Below are 19105 nucleotides of genomic sequence, written 5' to 3' on the forward strand. Positions count from 1 at the left end.
ACTCCAACCGGACCACGAACATGCAACATCCCGCTTCTCCCGTTACCCTGCCGGCGCACCTTCGCGACCTGAAGGGCGTTCTTGTGGATCAATCCGTTCTGGATACGCCCATGACCAAGCGGGTGTTGGGGCGGCTGGCACATCTGCCCGTGGAGGTTCGCGGCCATGATGAAGGGGCGGCGGGTTCGCTCCAGATCGGGCGGCGCGGGGCAAGTGCCGGGCGAGACGGGGGCGAGGCCGAGGCGGGACAGGGCGTGGTGTATCTGAAGCACTACAAAGGCCGGTTTTTGCGTTCCTGCCCAGGGACACGGCACTATCACTGCTGCGGGTACCGGATCGTGCATATCGGCGAGAACTGCCCCTTGTCCTGTTCCTACTGCATCCTTCAGGCCTACTTTCAGGACCGGGTGCTCAAGGTCTGGGCCAATCAGGCGGATTTGTTCGCCGAGCTGGAGTCGGCCTTCAGGGAGCGATCCGATCGGCGTTGGAGACTGGGCACGGGGGAATTCACCGATTCCCTGACCCTGGAGCCGTTGACCGGCTACAGTCGCGATTTGGTCGAGTTCCTTGGCGCGTATCCACAAGCCTGCCTGGAACTGAAATCCAAGGTCGTGGATCTGAGCTGGATGGACCGGGTGATCAGGCCGGACCGGGTCCTGCCGGCCTGGTCCATGAACGCGCCGGAGATCCAGGCCAGCGAAGAGGGCGGCAGCGCGTCGTTGGAAGAGCGCTTGCGCGCCGCTCGGACCTGCGCCCAGGCCGGCTTCCGCGTCTGCCTGCACTTCGACCCGGTGATCCCGTTTCCCGGTTGGGAGCACGGCTACACGCAAACCGTGGAGATGATCGCGGACCATCTCCGGCCCGAGGACGTGGCCTATATCAGCCTGGGATCGCTGCGCTTCATGCCGGAACTCAAGCAGCGCATCGAGGAAAACCATCCCCAGGCCCGCTACATCTACGCCGAATTCATCACCGGTCTGGACGGCAAGCAACGCCTGCTCCGTCCCCCGCGGGTCCGCCAACTGCGCCACGTGGTCGAAGCGCTGCGCCGGGCCGGGTTCCAGGACCTGTACCTGTGCATGGAGTCTGACGAGGTCTGGAGCGCGGTGTTCGGGTACACACCAAAGGAATTGGGCGGGCTGGGTCGGTATTTGATGCAACGGGCGTTTGGGGAGTGAGGAAGCCATCCTGGTTCACCGGCTATGATCCCGAAACCACTGTTCCAGTGTGGTGCAGTGGAGGCAGGCACCGCGTTTTTGGAATATTCGGACCAGGGCCATGCCCATGATGAATCCGCCGATGTGCGCCCACCAGGCGATGCCGCCGCCGATGCCCTGGAATACCAAGGAGAAAAGGCCGGAGACGATCTGGATCAGGAACCAGATGCCTAAGAAGATCACCGCCGGGATTTCGAAAAAGAAGGGCAGAAAGAGGATGGGCACAAAGGCCACCACCCTGGCGTGGGGGTAGAGCAGGAGGTATGCGCCCATGACTCCGGCGATGGCTCCGGAGGCGCCGACAACGGGAACGGGGGAGTCCAGGTTGAAAAGCAGATGAGCCAGAATCGCCCCCATTCCGCAGAGCAGGTAGAACAGGACGAATCGCAGAGTGCCCATCACGTCTTCCACGTTGTCCCCGAAAATCCAGAGCATCCACATGTTCAGCAGGTAGTGCAGCCATCCGGCGTGCAGGAACATGTGCGTGACCAGGGTCATGGTCCAATTCGGGGAGTAGCCGATCCAATGGGCCCAGCCCGGGTCGGTGACCCGTGCCGGAACCATGCCGAAGACGTGGGTGAAGCGGAGCAACTCCCGGTCGGTCATGGTCAACTGGAGGATGAAAACCAAGGTGTTGGCGATGATGATCAGCCACATGCCGTAGGATGGGCTTCGGCTGGGGATGTTGTCTCGAAGCGGGAACATGCTCTTCCCTTATGCGGCTTTTGAGGTGTCCTCGTTGCAATTGTTCGCACATTTGCGGCAAGCATGTACTGGATTCCCGCCTTCACGGGAATGACGAGCTTGGAAGAGTGTGCCTATTTAAGTCATTCCCGCGAAGGCGGGAATCCAGGTGCAAGGCAACTATCGAATTGGGCTCGAACTAACTGATTATCATCATTCCTGATCGCGGGAAGCATCCCGTTCCGGAGCTACCAGGGCGGTGATCCGGGACAGAAGACGGCGGGCGGCTTGTCTGCGCAGCCACCGCAGGACGACGGTCAGATCGCGTGCTCTCCCGGCGAGTTGGTCTCGCGAGCCCGGGTTGGCCACGACGAGATGGCAGGCCTGGATTTTTTTCGCTTCCGGCCACTGCCAGGATTCCACGTCGGCCAGCAGGTTTTCGTCCCATCCTCGATCGGTCAGCAGCCAATTTCGGCGGCGATCCGGATCGCAGGCCAGACCGACGATCAGGTCGAAATCCGAAGGCCACCCGGTTTCCAACAGCAGGGGCACCTCGGCAGCCGCGACCCTTTGCTTGCGGTGGGTTTGCCAGAAGTCTTCGAGATGGCGCCTAGCCAGGGGGTGGATCAAGGCTTCCAGTTCCCGGCGCAGGCGCGGTGTTTCCCGCAAGGAGTTCAACAAGGCGCGTTTGTCCACCGGCCCCTCGGGGTCCGGAATAAAGCGATCCCCGAAATTTCTCCGCAAGAGTTCCCAACCGTCCCGCCCCGGCTGATACAGTTCCGCCACGGCTTTGTCCGCGCTCCAGGTTGGCAGGCCCAGGGCCGCCAGTTCGGCCAGGAACAGGCTTTTACCGCATCCAGGCATACCTGTCAGGCCGACGCGCTGGGTGGTTCGGGAGCCGGCCAGGATCACCCGGAGCATGTCCTTGGGCGGCGGAAGCACGAAGGATAGAGGCTGGTGGGTGCGCGGATGGGGCAGGCCGAGTTTCCAGGCGTGGAGCATGGGGCGACGGAGCAGGGCGTTCATACCGGGAACCTCGTGCTGCCAGCCCGTGAACGACGCCGGGCAGTAGGTCGGGTCGCCGAGCAGCGGGTGGCCCACATGGCGCATGTGCACCCGGATCTGGTGCGTCCGACCGCTGGCTATGCGCACCTGGACCAGGCTGAAGCGGTCCTCGGGCGCGGTCCAGAGCACCGTGTACGCGCTGTGCGCCGGTTTGCCGCCCTTTTCGGTCACGGCCATGCGGGTCTTGGAGGTCGGGTGCCGGCCGATGGGGGCGTCCACGACGCCTTGGGCACGAGGGCGGCCGTGGACCAGGGCCAGGTAGACCTTTTCCACCTCCCGCGCCGCAAAGGCCGAGGCCAGACGCAGCCGGGCCGGTTCGTTCAGGGCAATGGCCAGGAGGCCGGTGGTGTCCTTGTCCAGGCGATGCACGATGCCGGGACGAGATGTATCCATACCACCGGCATCCTTCCCGGCGAGTTCCGGAAAATGGTGGAGCAAGCGATGGACCAGAGTGCCCTGGTCCAGGCCCGCCGCGGGGTGGACCACCAGATCGGCGGGCTTGTTCAGGATGACCAGGTCGTCGTCCTGGTAGAGAACGCGCAATTCACGATTCTCGGGCTTCAGTTCGGAGGACTGAGAAGCTGCCCGCAGTTCCAGCCGGTCCCCGGGAGCAAGTCGGCGTCCGGGACGCAGGCAAGGGACGCCGTTGATCAGGGCCAAGCCGATCTTGATCCAGGACTGGATGCGGGAGCGGGCCACGCCCAGGTCCTCGGCATGGCCCATCCAGAACTGGTCCAGCCTGGCACCGCCCTGGTCACGGGGAACCACGGCGGTCAGGGGCGAGGCCTGTGAGGCGGGGTCGGCGGGGGAGGACACGAGGGAGAGAGAAAGTCAGCATTCTCTTTTCGGAGTCGGAGTCGGGGTCGGGATCGCTACCAGGATCGATAACCTTTGTGTGCCAATGGCCTGAATTCGATCCCGATTCCGATCCCGATAGCGACTCCGAAAGAGAATTGTTGAATTGGATATGGAACTACTGGTCCAGGTAGTATTCCACCGTGGTCACCACGCGCAGGGTCTTGTTGATCTGCTTGTGTTCCTGCATGTCCGGCGCATTGTCCCGGGGCAGGATCTGGAACAGGCCCTGGTTGGCCCGGCGGATGCCGCCGAGCCGACTGCCGGAGTCCGCGGCGAACTGCTCCGCGGCCAGGCGAGCGTTCACCGTGGCTTCGGCGATCATCTCCGGCTTGACGTCGTTGAGCCCGGTGAACAGATAGACCGGACCGCCGGCACCCCATTCCGCGCTGAGCACCACCCCGGCGTCCACAAGTTCGCTGACCCTCTGGCTGGCCGAAGCGATGAGGTCCACGTTTTCGGTGCGGGCCACGAGAACCTGGGTCAGGATGAACCTGGAGTCCACCGGGCCGGAGCGATAGGCCTGGGCCAGCAGGTCGGTGACCTCCAGGGACTGCACTTCCACGGCCTCTCTGGGCAGGCCGTGCCGGACCATGAACTGGACGACCTTATCGGCGTCAGCGGCCAGTTGGGCATGAACCTTGGTCAGGTCGTCGCCCGTGGCCACGAAGCGCATGGGCCAGATGGCCAAGTCGGCCTTGACCTCGGTTTCAGCCAGCCCACGGACCGTTACGAAGCGATCACCCAGCCTCCCTTCCACGAATCCCTTTCCGATGAAATAGCCTCCCAATGCCAATCCAACGGCGACAAGCAGCGCGGCGACGAACAACTTGAGCGGGGAATCGGACATGGTCAACCTCCTTGGGGTGACGGGACGAGGGGGGGCAAATCAATCGGGCGTCAGCGCGGCGCGGGACGCAGAACGTCCTGGCGCAGAATCCGAATTTCGGCCTTGCTTTGCAATTCGGCCACAAAGGCCTGCATGAACTCGCGTCGGCGGGACTGGAGCAGGGCTTCGCGCCACTCGTCCTGTTCGGCGATCCATTGTTCTTCCGATGGGGCGATGCGCTCCTGGACCCGGGCGACGATGAACGCGTCCTGCATCTCGTAGACCTGGAGAAGCCAGTCGCCAACCGGGGCACCGAAGGCGTCCGCCCCCAGGTTCGGGTGAAAGCCCAGGCCGGGAATGAAGCCCTGGCGACCGAAAGGGGCGCTGGTTCGCAGCTCACTGGGTATCTCCGAGGCTTCGGCGGTAATCGATTCCAGAGCCTGTTCGGCCTTGGCCCGTGCGGCTTCCTTGGCCTTCTCCATGCGTAACTGGGCTACGACCCGTTCCCGGACTTCTTCCAGAGGACGAACTCGCTGGGGTTCGAAGTCGATGCGCTGGGCCAGCAGATAGCCGTCGGCCATGAGGATCGGGGTCTGGGTAATGGCCCCGTCCTGGAGCCCGAAAAGCACGGCCACTGCTTCCGGCGACAGGTCCAGGCCGACAGGGGACTGGCCCATGGGAAAGAACTCCGAGGTTTGAAGCTGGAGGTCGAGGTTCTCAGCTGCTTTTTCCAAAGATTCGCCAATGATGATCTGCTCCATTGCCAGGTCCAGGGTCTCGGGCAGCCGCTCCAGGGCATGTTCCTCGGCCAGTCTGGCGCGGATGGTCGCGGCTACTTCCTCCAGGGGCACGACACCGCTTTCCCGGAGGTCCTCAAGCAGGATCAGGTGCCACCCGAACGGGCTGCGCACCGGCTCGCTGAGCTGACCGGGCTCAAGTGCAAAGGCCGCGTCCTCGAACTCGGGAACCATCTCCCCGCGTCCGAACCAGCCCAAATCGCCGCCTTGAGCCGCGGTGGCGTCTTGTGAGTGCTCCCGGGCCATGTCCGCAAAGGACTCCCCGGCCTGAATCCGGACCAACACCTCCAGCAATTCCTCTCGGGCCTTCTCTTGGGCCTCTTCCGTGCCGTCCTCGGGAGAGATCAGGATATGTCGGGCCCTGACCTGCTCCGGAAGGGCGTATTCATGGGCCATGGCGGTATAGAAGTCCTCGATTTCCTCCTGGGTGACGCGGGTGGGATCGGCCAGTTCGGAAGGGCTGATGTTCAGGTAGGCAATTTGAATACGGGCCGGAACCTGAAAGGTGTTCAGTTGCGACTGGTAGTGGGCTTCCACGGCTTCCTCGTCGACATCGAAGTCGTCCAGTTCCGTGGTCCAGGGGAACGAAAGATATTCCAGGACGGCTTCTTCTTGCGCAAAGGTAAAAATGTCCCGGACTTCCTGGTCGGAAACCGCGGCGGGGAGGGCGATGAAGTCCTGGAGGCGCTGGATGACCAAGTCGCCGCGGAAGTCGCGTTCGAACTGGGCGGGAGTCAGGTTATGGGCCCGCAGAACCGCCTGGTATTGGGCCGGGTCAAAACGGTCCTTAAGGTCGTGGAAGACCTGCATGGCGGTAATGGCCTGGCGCAGTTCCTGGGCGGAAACATTCAGGCCCAGCCGGGCGGCCTCCTGCTCCATGAGCTTGGCATTGACCATCTGGCCGAAAATCTGTCCCCGGAAATCCATCCGCTCCAGCTCGTCCACGCTAACGTTCGGGTTCTCCTGGCGCAGGTTGTCCAGCGTCTGCCGGTAGACCCGTTGAAAGTCTTCCAGGAACAGAGGGCTGCCGTCGATTTCGGCCAGGACGTCGCCCCGCTCGCTGCGGAAGCTGCCGACCCCCCAGAAGACGAACACCAGGATGATGATCCCGAATATGACCTTTACGCCCCAGGACTGGGCGTTGCGACGAATGGCGTCAAGCATTGCTGCTCCTTGATGTGTTGTCCCGCTGTGTGAGCACGCGGGAATAAAAGATTGATTCTATTTCTTGAGGGCCTTGATCTGGTTCAGGAGCCCGCCAAATTTGATAATCTCAAGTTCCTTGGGGGTCAAATCATGCCGGACCGGGATGGCTTGGCCGTCCTGGGTGGCCAGGGTCGTTTCCGGACCCGCGAACAGGTTGGCAGCGGTCAGTTCAACGGTTTGTCCCTGAGTCATCCGGTCGTGATCCGCCGGATCGACGAAGACCAGGGGCAGAATGCCGAAGTTGATCAGGTTGGCCTTGTGAATCCGGGCAAAGGACTTGGCCAGGACGATCCGGACACCCAGATGACGGGGGCCGAGGGCCGCGTGTTCGCGGCTGGAGCCTTGCCCGTAGTTCTCGCCGCCGACAATGATCCCGACCTGGGCCTGCCTGGCCCGGACCACGAATTCCGGGTCCACGCGGTTGAAGATGTACTCGCTGATGGCCGGGAGGTTGGAGCGCAGGGCCGTGACCGCCGCGCCGCCGGGCAGGATGTGGTCCGTGGTGATGTTGTCCCCGAGAACGATGAGCACCTGGGCCCGGATCGTTTCGGACAGAGGCGGGAATTCCTCCAGGGGAACGATGTTCGGCCCGCGGAGGATTTCCACCCTCGCCGCCTCGTCGGCGGAATCCGGCGGCATGATGAACTGGCGGCGGATGGAGGGCACATCCCGAGGCAGAAGCGGCTTGTCCGGAGCCGGGCCCCAGGTGGAAGGGGCGGTGATTCGACCGTGCAGGGCGGCCTGGGCCGCGGTTGCCGGACCGACGAGATAGACCTGACCGTCCTGGGTGCCGCTGCGACCTTCGAAGTTGCGGTTGAAGGTCCGCAGGCTGACCCCTTCGGACGTGGGCGAGCCGCCCATGCCGATGCACGGTCCGCAGGCGCACTCCAGGAGCCGGGCCCCGCTGTCCAGCAGGGCGTCCAGCAGGCCTTCGCGGTTCAACAGCTTGAGAACCTGCTTGGAGCCGGGCGCGATGAGCAGGTCGGTGGTCCGTGCGGCATGCTTGTCTTGCAGCACCAGGGCCGCGGTCTTGAGATCCGTATAGGAGGAGTTGGTGCAGGAGCCGATGGCCACCTGATCCACGGGCAGTCCATCCAGCTCCCGGATAGGAACGACCAGGTCGGGCATGTGCGGTCTGGCGGCCATGGGTTCGATGGCGTCCAGGTCGATTTCAACGACACGATCATAGGCGGCGTCCGGGTCCGCGGCCAGCGGAGCGAAATCTTCGCCCCGCCCCATGCGTTCCAGGAAGTCGCGGGTCTGGTCGTCGCTGGGGAAGACCGAGGAGGTCGCACCCAGTTCCGCGCCCATGTTGGTGATGGTGGCCCGCTCCGGTACGGTCAGCGTGGCAACTCCTGGACCGGAGTACTCCAGGACCGCGCCGACGCCGCCCTTGACCGAGAGCAGCTGGAGCACGCGGAGAATGACGTCCTTGGCCCCGGCCCAGCCTTGCAGCCGACCGGTCAGATAGATCCGGAAGACCTTGGGCATGGGAATGACATAGGGCTCGCCGGCCATGGCCAGGGCCACGGACAGCCCTCCCGCGCCCATGGCCAGGGAGCCGACCCCCCCCGCCGTGGGGGTGTGGCTGTCCGAGCCGATCAGGGTCTTGCCGGGTTTGGCGAAGTTTTCCAGGTGCAGTTGGTGACAGATCCCGGTGCCGGGCGGGGAGAAAATGATTCCGTAGCGGGCGGCTACTGTCCGCAGAAACCGATGGTCGTCGGGGTTTTGAAAGCCCATTTGCAGCGTGTTGTGATCCACGTAGCTTACGGAAAGCTCTGTCCGGACCCGATCCAGCCCCATGGCCATCCATTGGAGGTAGGCCATGGTCCCGGTGGCGTCCTGGGTCAAGGTCTGGTCGATGCGCAGGGCGATTTCCGATCCGGGCGTCATGACGCCGGATACAAGGTGCTCGCCGATGATTTTCTGGGTCAGATTGCGTCCCATGGGGGTCCTCATGTCAGGGTTGAAGAGCGGCGTCAGGACGGGTGGCTTTGCTTTTCAGCGGCAAGTCCGAAGAGCCGAATGCGGTTGATCTTGTTGCGGCGGCAGTCGATTTCCACTTGCAGACGCAGTTTGTCCTGCTGCAATCGAAAAATCTCCTGAGAATAGACGACGCCCTCGGAAGGTTTTTCACTGAACAGCAGTTCCTTGAATCTTGCGGCGCAGGCGATTTGTTGGGCCGTGAAGTCGTCCAGCTCGGCCTCCAGGGCGGCAATGGCCTCAGCCTCAGAGCTTGACGCGGCGTTTGGTGCGTTGGATGGCATTGGGCGGAGCGTCTCCTCTCTCGCCCGACCCGGCCGGATGATTTCGTCCGGCGGGCCGGCTTGAATTGGTTGTGGCGCGTTCCGCCCGTTGTCCCGGTTGATGCTCGGGTCGTTGGCCCTGTTGTTGCTCGGGTCGTTTGGCGGACGCGGTGAGGACATGGTTGTAGAGGGTCCAGAATCCGGGCCACGTCCCGGTCAGCTCTCCTGGGCTGGTCAACTGGATGCCGGGGTGCTTGAAGGCGAGCATGGCCGCGGCCATGGCCCATGCGGCGTCCGGAGGCTCGAAGCGCGGATCGCCGCGTTCGGTTCCTCGCGGTACTGGCTGAAAAAACAGGGATGAGCCTTCCTGTCGCCACGTACGCCCGGACCAGTTCGAGAAGGTCTCGATCACCTCTCGGTCGTACTCCGAGGGCAAGCCCTTGAGAACGGCCGCGCTTGGCGCTCCCAAGGCCAGGACTACGGCCAGGGGCATGGCCTGGGAGCGTCCGCGAACGTCCAGGATCGGTTCAGCGGGCCATGGTCCGGCTTCGGCCCGGATTCCCTTTGGATCGATGCTCACGGCGAGTCCGCAGGATCGAAGCAGGGTCAGGAGTGGGTCAGCGGACGAGTCTTTTTTGGGCCAAAGCCCTTCCAGGCGCATGGTCCATCCTGTGAAACGCGACCAGATCAGCAGCATGGCGCTCAGGTCGGGGTCCAAAGGCACACGGAAGGTGGAATGCGAACCGGATGCGTCATTATATGTACCGCCCGGCAGGCGCGGCAGGGCATGGGAAACCGTGATCGCGTCGGGCTGGACGTTGTGGGGGACGCCGTACAGGTCGTACATCTCGGAGATGATCTTGAGCTTCGCGCCAATACCTTCGGGCATCCCGGCCCCGGACCAGGTCAGGCGCAGTCCTCGCGAATAAAAAGGAGCGGCAACCAGCAGGGCGACGATCAACTCCTCGGGTGTTTCATCGTCAATCTGGGCCAGCTCGGGGGTTCCGTTGGACTCAAGGCGGACCGGAAGCCCGGGAGAGTGCGGGTTGAGCTGGTGGAGCCGGGCTCCAAGGCGAGGGAGGAACTGTTGCCACTGCTTTAAGGGAAGCATCTTCAGTGAACCGGACCCGCTGAATTTGGCGATGCCCGGGCGGGCCAACGCCGTAGCAAGCAACAGAGCCAAAATGAAAGGGCTTTGTCCGACATGGACGGTTTTTTGATCGAAGTCCAGATCGGCGGATCGTCCCGGAGAGTGGGTGACATGGTCGCGTTCCCAGGCCAGACCGGCACCGAGTTGGTTCAAAGCCTTGATCAATTCGACTACGTCGTCGTTGGTCCGCACGGGGTTTGCTCGGGCGGCGGCATTGGTCGCCGCGGCCCAGTATATCGCGATTTCGGCCCGGAGAACGTCCGTGGGTCCGGGAAGCGTCACGGCTCCGCCGGGGGCTCCTGGGCGAAGAATCCAGGGTCTGCCGCTTGGAACGTCTTTTTGTTCGCCCAGGATGTAGCCGAGGTTGTTGCACTGGGAGAGCAATTGATGCCAGTGTTTGGAGCGACCACCTTCCTCCGGCTGGAGAACGTTCTCCCAGACGGTCCACAAGGACTTTTCCAGGTTTTGGATGGCGCTGCGATTCGAAGCGGCGCGTGAAGCATCACCCTTTCGCCGGACGGCAATTTCAGCGAGGAGTCGGGATCGACGCAGCAACGCGGCGGCGACGTTGCGTTCTTCCCGCAGCAACCGCTCTTCGAGGCGGTAAAGAGGTTCCCGTCTTTCCGTGTCGTCGTCCGGCGCACGGAGGTCGGGCATGGCCCCGGAAGTGTTTTCAGGCGTGCTTCCTGGTCTATCTGGGTCGTTTTGCGAGGGGGGGGAGGGGCGGTTGTTCATGGTTGTCCTTTCGTGAAACGCTCGTATTTATCCAGATTTGCATCGGGATACAAGTCTTGGAATCAATCATCAGGTGCTGAAGCATTTCGACGAGACTGAGAAAAACAAAAAAAGGGGGTTGAAAAAGGATTTCGCTTGGGGTAGATAGTCCGCAATCATTAAGAAGAAGCTGGCAAAACGCAAGGTTTGGTAAACGGACCGTCAACCAGCAAGCCCTGTTTCTTCTTACTCGGAGTGCAAACCGTTTGCCGTTGGTGCTGATTGATCGGTTCGGCGGGCTGGCGGTTACAGCAAGGTCGGTCGCCATTCCCCTCGATTGACTGAATCCGAGTTTAAATTTACGAAACTCGCTGGAGTTTCCCGCATGGACATCTAGTTTCAATGATTCGCCTTACTTTCTTTTTGTTTTTTTCATTATCCTCCGCGATACTGTCCAGTCCACGTTGCCCGTCAGCGTCCGCGTGGTTGCTTTGACTTTCTCTGTTGACACTTTTGGAAGCGCTTGTTAAATATTGCACAAGCGCTTCGGTATTATAGCGAGTACCCCGTTTTCGGCACGCGACGGAGCAAGTCCGCGATAGTTTTGTGGCGCATCGTCGCCAGCCGGGGATGTCTTAAACCATAACCCAAACAACTGGAAAAGGAGACAAAACTATGTCTGGATTGGTTCCGCCGCATGGAGGCAAAGGACTGACGGAATGTCTGCTTCAGGGCGCTGAGCTGGAAGCGGAAAAGAAAAAAGCTCAGGGCTTGAAGAAGATCGAACTCGCTCCTCGTGAGAAGGGCGACGTTTTGATGATGGGCATTGGTGCCTTCAGCCCGTTGACCGGGTTCATGTCCAAGGCCGACTGGAAGGGCGTCTGCGAAAAAATGTTGCTGACCGACGGGACCTTCTGGCCCATCCCGGTGACCCTCTCCGTTTCCAAGGAAGATGCCGCCGCCATCAAGGAAGGCGACGAGATCGCTCTGTACGACGCCAAGTATGATGAAATCCTGGCTACCATGAAGGTCGACGAAAAGTACGAGTTGACCGAGGCCGAGAAGAAGTTCGAGTGCGAAAAGGTCTTCATGGGCGAAGGCACCAAGACTCCCGAGGACTTCTGGAAAGTGCATGCCGAGGATCCGCATCCGGGCGTGGACATGGTTATGGGGCAGAAGGCCGTCAGCTTGGCCGGAAAGATCAAGGTTCTCTCCGAGAGTCACTACCCCAAGACCTATCCCGGCGTGTACATGCGCCCCTCCGAGTCCCGGAAGGCCTTTGAGGATCGCGGCTGGAGCACGGTTGCCGCCCTGCAGTTGCGCAACCCCATGCACCGCTCCCATGAATTCCTGGCCAAGATCGCCATTGAAGTCTGCGACGGCGTGTTCATCCACTCCCTGGTGGGCAACCTGAAGCCCGGCGACATTCCCGCTGAATGGCGCGTGAAGTGCATCGACACCCTGATCAAGGGCTATTTCGTGGAAAAGAACGTGGTTCACGGCGGCTATCCCATGGACATGCGTTATGCCGGTCCCCGTGAAGCCCTGCTGCACGCCACGTTCCGCCAGAACTTCGGCATCTCCCACATGATCATCGGTCGCGACCATGCCGGCGTGGGTGACTATTACGGCATGTTCGAAGCCCAAACCATCTTCGACAAGATTCCTTACGCCAAGGAAGCCTGCCCCACTCCCGGTCAGGCCCTGGTCTGCAAGCCGCTGAAGATCGACTGGACCTTCTACTGCTTCAAGTGCGACGGCATGGCCTCTCTGCGCACCTGCCCGCACACCAAGGAAGACCGGGTCATCCTGAGCGGAACCAAGCTGCGCAAGTTGCTCTCCGAGGGCGGCGAGGTGCCGGATCACTTCGGTCGCGACGAAGTCTTGGTCATCCTGCGCGAGTACTACGCCAGCCTGACCGAGAAGGTCGAGATCAAAATGCACAAGGCCGCTGCTGGTTGATCGATTTCAATTCATTAGCCGTACAGCCGGGAGACGTCGGTCTCCCGGCTGTTCATATAGGCTTGGTTGTTTTTCAACACTACAACACCTGAGGAGGACGAATTATGCCTACTTTTGTCAATCCGGAGAAATGTGACGGTTGCAAGGGTGGTGAAAAGACAGCATGTATGTACATCTGTCCCAACGACCTGATGATCCTGGATGCCCAGGAAATGAAGGCGTTTAACCAGGAACCCGATGCTTGTTGGGAGTGCTACTCCTGCGTGAAGATCTGCCCCCAGGGCGCCATTGAAGCCCGCCCTTACGCCGACTTCGCCCCCATGGGCGGCACCAGCATCCCGCTGCGTTCCGGCGACGCCATCATGTGGACCATCAAGTTCCGTAACGGGAACATCAAGCGCTTCAAGTTCCCCATCCGGACCACGGCTGAAGGCTCCATCAAGCCTTACGAGGGCAAGCCCGCTCCCGGTGACCTGGAAAACGAACTGCTCTTCACCGAGACCGAACTGAAGAAGCCCGCCGAAGTGGTGAACAAGAAGTTCGAGTTTACCAACACCGACTACACCCAGTGCTGGACCGAGCCGACCTGCGGCGCCTAGTGCGTGCAAGTCTTCACTGACTCATTGAGTAAACCCAAAAAATCTTTCAGGAGGATTTCGCATGACCACAATTCCTTCAAAAATCGCACCCCAAGGGGTACCGATCGCTGAACCGGAAGTTGTTACGATCGAAAAAGACGTGCTGATCGTGGGCGGCGGTATGGCCGCTTGCGGCGCCGCCGTTGAGATCAAGCCTTGGGCCGACAAGCACGGCGTGAGCTACATCGTTGTGGACAAGGCCGCTCTGGAGCGCTCCGGCGCTGTTGCCCAGGGGTTGTCCGCCATCAACACCTACCTTGGCGACAACACCCCGGACGACTACGTACGCATGGTCCGCACAGACTTGATGGGCGTTGTCCGCGAAGACCTGATCTTCGACCTGGGCCGCCACGTTGACGATTCCGTGCACCTGTTCGAAGAGTGGGGCCTGCCCTGCTGGGTCAAAGAAGGCGAACACAACCTGGACGGCGCTCAGGCCAAGGCCAAGGGCCTGTCCCTGCGCACCGGCGCCAAGCCGGTTCGTTCCGGTAAGTGGCAGATCATGATCAACGGCGAATCCTACAAGGTTCTCGTGGCCGAGGCCGCCAAGAACGCCATTGGTCAGGACAACTACCTGGAGCGCATCTTCGTGGTGAAGTTGCTCCTGGACGCCAACACCCCGAATCGGGTTGCCGGCGCCGTGGGCTTCTCCCTGCGTGAAAACAAAGTGTACGTCTTCAAGTGCAACGCTTGCCTCGTGGCCAGCGGCGGCGCGGTGAACGTGTACCGTCCCCGTTCCGTCGGTGAAGGTAAAGGCCGCGCCTGGTACCCGGTCTGGAACGCTGGTTCCGGCTACACCCTGGTCGCTCAGGCCGGTGGTGAAATGACCATGATGGAAAACCGTTTCTGCCCGGCCCGCTTCAAGGATGGTTACGGCCCGGTCGGCGCGTGGTTTCTGCTGTTCAAGGCTAAGGCCGTCAACGCCCTGGGCGAAGACTACTGCGTGACCAACGACGACATGATCAAGGGATACCGTGAGAAGGGCTATGCCAAGGGTCACATTATCCCGACCTGTCTGCGCAACCACATGATGCTGGAAGAAATGCAGGCCGGACGCGGTCCGATCTACATGGACACCGCCACTGCCCTGCAGACCACCTTCGCCACTTTGGACAAGAAGCAGCAGAAGCACCTTGAGTCCGAAGCTTGGGAAGACTTCCTCGACATGTGTGTCGGCCAGGCCAACCTGTGGGCTTGCATGAACATCGAGCCTGAGAAGGTCGGTTCCGAGATCATGCCCACCGAGCCTTACCTGCTGGGTTCGCACTCCGGTTGCTGCGGCATCTGGTGCTCCGGTCCGGACGAGGAATGGGTTCCGGACAGCTACAAGATCAAGGCCGACAACGGCAAGGTGTACAACCGGATGACTTCGGTCAACGGTCTGTTCATCGCCGGTGACTGCGTTGGTGCTTCCGGCCACAAGTTCTCCTCCGGCTCCCACGCCGAGGGCCGCATCGCAGCCAAGCAGTTGGTGCGCTGGGTCGTGGATCACAAGGACTACAAGCCGGCGATCAAGGAAACGGACGATGATCTGAAGAAGATGATCTATGCTCCGTATTACAACTACGAAGCCGGCAAGTCCGCTTCCACTGATCCGGTGGTCAACCCGATGTACATCACTCCCCGCAACTTCATGGATCGTCTGATGAAGGCCACGGACGAGTACGGCGCGGGAACCTCCACCTACTACCGGACCTCCGCGAAGCTGCTGGAGACCGGCATGACTCTGCTGGACATGCTGGATGAGGACTCCAAGAAGCTGGCCGCCCGCGACCTGCACGAACTGCTGCGTTGCTGGGAGCAGTACCACCGCCTGTGGACCGTCCGTCTGCACATGCAGCACATTCAGTTCCGCACGGAAACCCGGTACCCCGGCTTCTACTATCGCACCGACTTCCCCGACTTGAACGACGACGAGTGGAAGTGCTTCACCAACTCCAAGTACGACCCGGTCGCAAAGAAGACCACCTTCTACAAGGTGCCTTTGGTCCAGGTCATTCCGTAAATCACGGAATATCAGCTGCGGGCCGCGAGGCCCGCAGCTTTTTCTTTCTCCCCCCACTGGACAAATCAGGGTATCCCTGGTCTAATTCTCTGTTGGAGGCGTGAATTTTAGGAGAAAATCACGATTCCAGCCGAGGTTTAGGCCAATTCAGGACCTGGGGCCCAGTGTCAGGCAAACTGTACGGAGGAAACTTATGGAACATTCAGGAATACTTGTCGTGGGAGGCGGCTTCAGCGGAATCACTGCCGCACTGGAAGCAGCCGAAGTCGGGCATGATGTGTATATCATCGAGAAAAATTCGTGTCTTGGGGGGCGCGTTTCCCAGTTGAATCAATACTTCCCCAAGCTCTGTCCCCCTTCCTGCGGGCTGGAAATTAACTATCAGCGGATCAAGAACAACCCTAGAGTCAAATTTTTCACCCTGGCCGAAGTCGTTTCCGTCTCAGGTTCTCCCGGTAACTACACGGCCAAGATCAAGATCAGCCCGCGGTACGTGAACACCAACTGTACCGCCTGTGATAAATGTTCCCAGGTCTGTCCCGTGGAAACGGATTCCGAGTTCGAACTCGGCCTGCAAAAGCGCAAGGCCGTGTATCGTCCGCATCTGAATTCGTTTCCGATGCGCTACGTGATTGATCCCGCGGTCTGTCTCGGAAAGAGCTGTTCCAAGTGCGTCGAGGCCTGCGCGTACGACGCCATTGAGTTGGACGACCGGGAAAAGGAAATCACCCTGAACGTTGGGGCCGTGGTTTGGGCCACGGGCTGGAAGCCGTACGATGTGTCCAAGTTGGAAATTTTGGGCGCTGGCAAGATCAAGAACGCTATTTCCAATATGCAGATGGAGCGATTGGCCAGCCCCAGCGGGCCCACCAATGGTCAAATCCTTCGTCCCTCCGACGGCAAGGCCCCGGAACGGATCGCCTTCGTGCAGTGCGCCGGGTCACGCGATGAGAGCCACCTCTCCTACTGTTCCTACATTTGCTGCATGGCATCGCTGAAACAGGTCACCTACTTGCGGGCCCAGTATCCGGATGCGCAGATCGTGATTTACTATATCGATATCCGGACCCCTGGGCGATACGACAAGTTTCTCCAGAAGATCCGTGAGGATGAGAAAGTTATGATGGTCAAGGGCAAGGTCGCCCAGGTCATGGAAGACGGCGCCACCGGCGACGTTCTGGTGACCGCCGAAGACATCATCAAGGGAATCAAGAAGGAAGAGCGGTACGACATGGTGGTCTTGGCCACCGGCATGGAACCGAGCGTTGCTGGACAGACCCTTCCCGCGGGCATGCAGCAGGACGACGATGGATTCTGTATTTCGCAGGAAGCCGGAGTGATTGCGGCGGGGTGCGCCAAAATGCCCCTGGACGTCATGCGCTCGGCCCAGACCGCGACCGGTGCAGCGCTGAAAGCAATTCAAACCGTGGTAGGGAGGTAAGCAATGTCCAGCAAAATTGGTGTATATATTTGCGAAGGTTGCGACATTGGCCCTCAACTGAATGCAGGGCAACTCGCGGAATTCGTTCAAAGTGAATACGGCGGCAGCTGCCCGGTGGTCAAGACCGCACCGGTGCTGTGCAGCCAGGAAGGAAAGGCCATGATCCAGGCGGACGTGGATGCGGAAACCATTGACGGTGTCGCTGTCTGCGCCTGTTCTCCCCGGGTGAAATGGGACATTTTCCAGTTCGGCGAAAAGGCAGTGGTGGAGCGTGTCAATCTGCGCGAACAGTGTGCCTGGACATATGCCCGTCCTGAAGCCGACACGACTGCCGAGGGTGAAGTGCCGGAGACCCTGCGGATGATGGCTCAGGACTATATTCGGATGGGTATTATCAAGTTGCAGAAGTACGTGGTTCCGCAGCCGGAGATTCCGGAAGTTACCAAGACCATCCTGGTGGTCGGCGGAGGGAACACCGGTCTCACCGCAGCCTTGGGCGGCGCCAAGCTGGGCTACGACGTGGTCCTTTTGGAGAAGCAGGGTCAATTGGGCGGATTTGCGGCTCAGATGTACAAGCAGGTGCCGTACTCCTTCCCCTACACCCAGGCCGTTCCGACGGGCGTAGAGAAGAAAATTAACGACGTTTCCGCCAACGATAAGATTCGCGTTTTTACCGGATCCACCTTGAGCAAGCTTGAAGGAGCCCCTGGACAGTATACCGCTGTTATCGCCACGGGCAACGGCGAGGAACGAATTCCCGTCGGTTCCGTGGTCCTGGCCACCGGATGGAAACCGTTCGATCCCGAGGCGCGGGTCGTAGAGGCCGAAGCCCCGAAGGAAGAGAGCAAGGAAGGCGAAGAGATCGCTGTCGTTGATACCCCGGAAATCCAGAAGGGTGAAAATGTTTTGGCTCCCCTTGGGCACGGCAAGTTCACCAACGTGATCACCAACGTGGACATGGAGTTGATGGCCAAGAAAGGCGAATTGCTGCGCCCCTCGGACGGGCGGCCCGTTCAGTCCGTTGCCTTTATCCAGTGCGCCGGACAGCGCTCCACCGAGGAAGGTCACCTGCCGTACTGTTCTTCGGTTTGCTGCATGGTGTCGCTGAAACAGGCCGGCTATCTGCGTGAAAAGAACCCCAACGGCAAGGCGTTCATCATCTACAAGGACATGATCGTTCCCGGACTGCAGGAGCTGTACTACAAGGCCGCTCAGGACGATCCCGGGATTTTTCTGACCAAGGGCGACGTAATCGAGGTCAAGGAAGATTCCGACGGCGGTATCATTGTTCAGGCGGACAACACTCTGTTGGGCGAACCCTTGGAGATCAAGGTCGACGTCCTGGTGTTGGCCACGGGTATGGTGCCCACGACCCTGGCCGAACCGATCATGAACTTTGCCTACCGACAGGGGCCGGCTTTCCCGGATTTGAACCTGTTCAACGGCTTCGCCGATTCCAACTACATCTGTTTCCCCTATGAGACACGTCGGACCGGCGTCTACTCCGCCGGTTGCGTGCACCAGCCCATGCTCATGGGGGCCGCTGAGGACGACGCTTCCGGGGCCGTGCTCAAGGCCATCCAGTGCCTTGAGTCCATCAATCGGGGCATGGCCGTGCATCCGCGGTCCGGAGACATTTCCTTTCCCAAGTTCAACATGGTTCGGTGCACCCAGTGTAAGCGCTGCACTGAGGAATGTCCTTTCGGCGCCCTGGACGACGATGAAAAGGGTACGCCACAGCCCAACCCGACCCGTTGTCGCCGCTGCGGAACCTGCATGGGTGCGTGTCCGGAACGCGTGATCTCCTTTGAGGAGTACAACGTGGACATGATTGCCTCGATGATCAAGGAAAACGAGGTGCCGGACGACATCGACGAAGGTGGTCCCCGGGTCATCGTGTTCGTCTGCGAGAACGACGCCTATCCGGCTCTGGACATGGCTGCTTTCCAAGGCAAGAAATGGTCCCCATACGTTCGGTTTATCTCCGTCCGTTGCCTGGGCTCCATCAACAGCATCTGGGTCGCTGACTCCATGTCCAAGGGCATTGACGGCGTCCTGCTGCTGGGCTGCAAATACGGCGACGACTACCAGTGTCACTTTGCCAAGGGCAGCGAGCTCTGCAACAAGCGGATGGAGAACATCGCCGAGACACTCGGACGTTTGCAGTTGGAGCCCGAGCGTGTCCAGCAGAAGCAGGTGGCCATTGACGAATACGACAAGGTCCCGCAGATGATCGACGACTTTATGAACCACATCATCGACGACATCGGCGCCAACCCATACAAAGGCTTCTAGG

Annotated in this window: 13 protein-coding genes; 6 read left to right on the forward strand and 7 right to left on the reverse strand. The window is 60.6% G+C overall.

Annotated elements, in window-relative coordinates; all coding sequences use genetic code 11:
- Nucleotides 1-20: 20 nt before the first annotated feature.
- Nucleotides 21-1178 (forward strand): SPL family radical SAM protein, encoded by a 1158-nt coding sequence (locus GY33_RS0110220; protein ID WP_031387244.1) that lies wholly within the window; start codon nt 21-23, stop codon nt 1176-1178.
- A gap of 15 nt (nt 1179-1193) precedes the next feature.
- On the opposite strand, the gene GY33_RS0110225 is transcribed toward GY33_RS0110220, so the two are convergent.
- The 7 genes from GY33_RS0110225 to GY33_RS0110255 form a co-directional block, all read right to left on the reverse strand.
- Nucleotides 1194-1922 carry a rhomboid family intramembrane serine protease gene (locus GY33_RS0110225; RefSeq protein WP_031387245.1) on the reverse strand — a complete coding sequence of 243 codons (729 nt, stop codon included), beginning with the start codon at nt 1920-1922 and terminating at the stop codon, nt 1194-1196.
- Between the two features lie 192 nt (nt 1923-2114).
- Nucleotides 2115-3782, reverse strand: coding sequence for a dephospho-CoA kinase (locus GY33_RS0110230; protein WP_051822503.1), 1668 nt, complete (start codon nt 3780-3782; stop codon nt 2115-2117).
- A gap of 157 nt (nt 3783-3939) precedes the next feature.
- On the reverse strand, nt 3940-4671 hold the full coding sequence (locus GY33_RS0110235; protein ID WP_031387247.1) for an SIMPL domain-containing protein: 732 nt from the start codon (nt 4669-4671) through the stop codon (nt 3940-3942).
- Between the two features lie 50 nt (nt 4672-4721).
- Nucleotides 4722-6611 carry a peptidylprolyl isomerase gene (locus GY33_RS0110240; RefSeq protein ID WP_031387248.1) on the reverse strand — a complete coding sequence of 630 codons (1890 nt, stop codon included), beginning with the start codon at nt 6609-6611 and terminating at the stop codon, nt 4722-4724.
- A 57-nt stretch (nt 6612-6668) separates the two neighbouring features.
- Nucleotides 6669-8600 carry an aconitate hydratase gene (locus GY33_RS0110245; RefSeq protein ID WP_031387249.1) on the reverse strand — a complete coding sequence of 644 codons (1932 nt, stop codon included), beginning with the start codon at nt 8598-8600 and terminating at the stop codon, nt 6669-6671.
- A 32-nt stretch (nt 8601-8632) separates the two neighbouring features.
- The gene (locus tag GY33_RS0110250; protein WP_035271841.1) at nt 8633-8920 is read right to left on the reverse strand and encodes a hypothetical protein; all 288 of its coding nucleotides are present in this window, start codon (nt 8918-8920) and stop codon (nt 8633-8635) included.
- Nucleotides 8883-10784 (reverse strand): 3-phosphoshikimate 1-carboxyvinyltransferase, encoded by a 1902-nt coding sequence (locus GY33_RS0110255; RefSeq protein WP_152555164.1) that lies wholly within the window; start codon nt 10782-10784, stop codon nt 8883-8885. Before GY33_RS0110255 ends, GY33_RS0110250 begins: the two co-directional genes overlap by 38 nt.
- Before the next feature lie 654 nt (nt 10785-11438).
- Here GY33_RS0110255 and sat point away from each other — a divergent pair.
- The 5 genes from sat to GY33_RS0110280 all read left to right on the forward strand — a co-directional run bounded on the left by sat (nt 11439) and on the right by GY33_RS0110280 (nt 19104).
- Nucleotides 11439-12725, forward strand: coding sequence for a sulfate adenylyltransferase (gene sat, locus GY33_RS0110260; RefSeq protein ID WP_031387252.1), 1287 nt, complete (start codon nt 11439-11441; stop codon nt 12723-12725).
- A 104-nt stretch (nt 12726-12829) separates the two neighbouring features.
- Nucleotides 12830-13324, forward strand: coding sequence for an adenylyl-sulfate reductase subunit beta (gene aprB, locus GY33_RS0110265; RefSeq protein WP_031387253.1), 495 nt, complete (start codon nt 12830-12832; stop codon nt 13322-13324).
- A gap of 61 nt (nt 13325-13385) precedes the next feature.
- Nucleotides 13386-15368, forward strand: coding sequence for an adenylyl-sulfate reductase subunit alpha (aprA, locus tag GY33_RS0110270; RefSeq protein WP_031387254.1), 1983 nt, complete (start codon nt 13386-13388; stop codon nt 15366-15368).
- Between the two features lie 193 nt (nt 15369-15561).
- Nucleotides 15562-16809: a CoB--CoM heterodisulfide reductase iron-sulfur subunit A family protein gene (locus GY33_RS0110275; protein WP_031387255.1), complete on the forward strand. Its 1248-nt coding sequence runs from the start codon at nt 15562-15564 to the stop codon at nt 16807-16809.
- Nucleotides 16810-16812: 3 nt separating this feature from the next.
- Nucleotides 16813-19104: a hydrogenase iron-sulfur subunit gene (locus GY33_RS0110280; RefSeq protein ID WP_031387256.1), complete on the forward strand. Its 2292-nt coding sequence runs from the start codon at nt 16813-16815 to the stop codon at nt 19102-19104.
- The last annotated feature ends 1 nt before the right edge of the window (nt 19105 follow it).

The sequence above is a fragment of the Desulfonatronum thiodismutans genome (assembly GCF_000717475.1).
Taxonomy (GTDB): domain Bacteria; phylum Desulfobacterota; class Desulfovibrionia; order Desulfovibrionales; family Desulfonatronaceae; genus Desulfonatronum; species Desulfonatronum thiodismutans.

What these genes read in the sequence shown, in the direction of transcription:
- GY33_RS0110220 (WP_031387244.1), top strand. Translation starts at nt 21, where the DNA reads ATGCAACATCCCGCTTCTCCCGTTACCCTGCCGGCGCACCTTCGCGAC.
- GY33_RS0110225 (WP_031387245.1), bottom strand. Translation starts at nt 1,922, where the DNA reads ATGTTCCCGCTTCGAGACAACATCCCCAGCCGAAGCCCATCCTACGGC.
- GY33_RS0110235 (WP_031387247.1), bottom strand. Translation starts at nt 4,671, where the DNA reads ATGTCCGATTCCCCGCTCAAGTTGTTCGTCGCCGCGCTGCTTGTCGCC.
- GY33_RS0110240 (WP_031387248.1), bottom strand. Translation starts at nt 6,611, where the DNA reads ATGCTTGACGCCATTCGTCGCAACGCCCAGTCCTGGGGCGTAAAGGTC.
- GY33_RS0110245 (WP_031387249.1), bottom strand. Translation starts at nt 8,600, where the DNA reads ATGGGACGCAATCTGACCCAGAAAATCATCGGCGAGCACCTTGTATCC.
- GY33_RS0110250 (WP_035271841.1), bottom strand. Translation starts at nt 8,920, where the DNA reads ATGCCATCCAACGCACCAAACGCCGCGTCAAGCTCTGAGGCTGAGGCC.
- GY33_RS0110255 (WP_152555164.1), bottom strand. Translation starts at nt 10,784, where the DNA reads ATGAACAACCGCCCCTCCCCCCCCTCGCAAAACGACCCAGATAGACCA.
- sat (WP_031387252.1), top strand. Translation starts at nt 11,439, where the DNA reads ATGTCTGGATTGGTTCCGCCGCATGGAGGCAAAGGACTGACGGAATGT.
- aprB (WP_031387253.1), top strand. Translation starts at nt 12,830, where the DNA reads ATGCCTACTTTTGTCAATCCGGAGAAATGTGACGGTTGCAAGGGTGGT.
- aprA (WP_031387254.1), top strand. Translation starts at nt 13,386, where the DNA reads ATGACCACAATTCCTTCAAAAATCGCACCCCAAGGGGTACCGATCGCT.
- GY33_RS0110275 (WP_031387255.1), top strand. Translation starts at nt 15,562, where the DNA reads ATGGAACATTCAGGAATACTTGTCGTGGGAGGCGGCTTCAGCGGAATC.
- GY33_RS0110280 (WP_031387256.1), top strand. Translation starts at nt 16,813, where the DNA reads ATGTCCAGCAAAATTGGTGTATATATTTGCGAAGGTTGCGACATTGGC.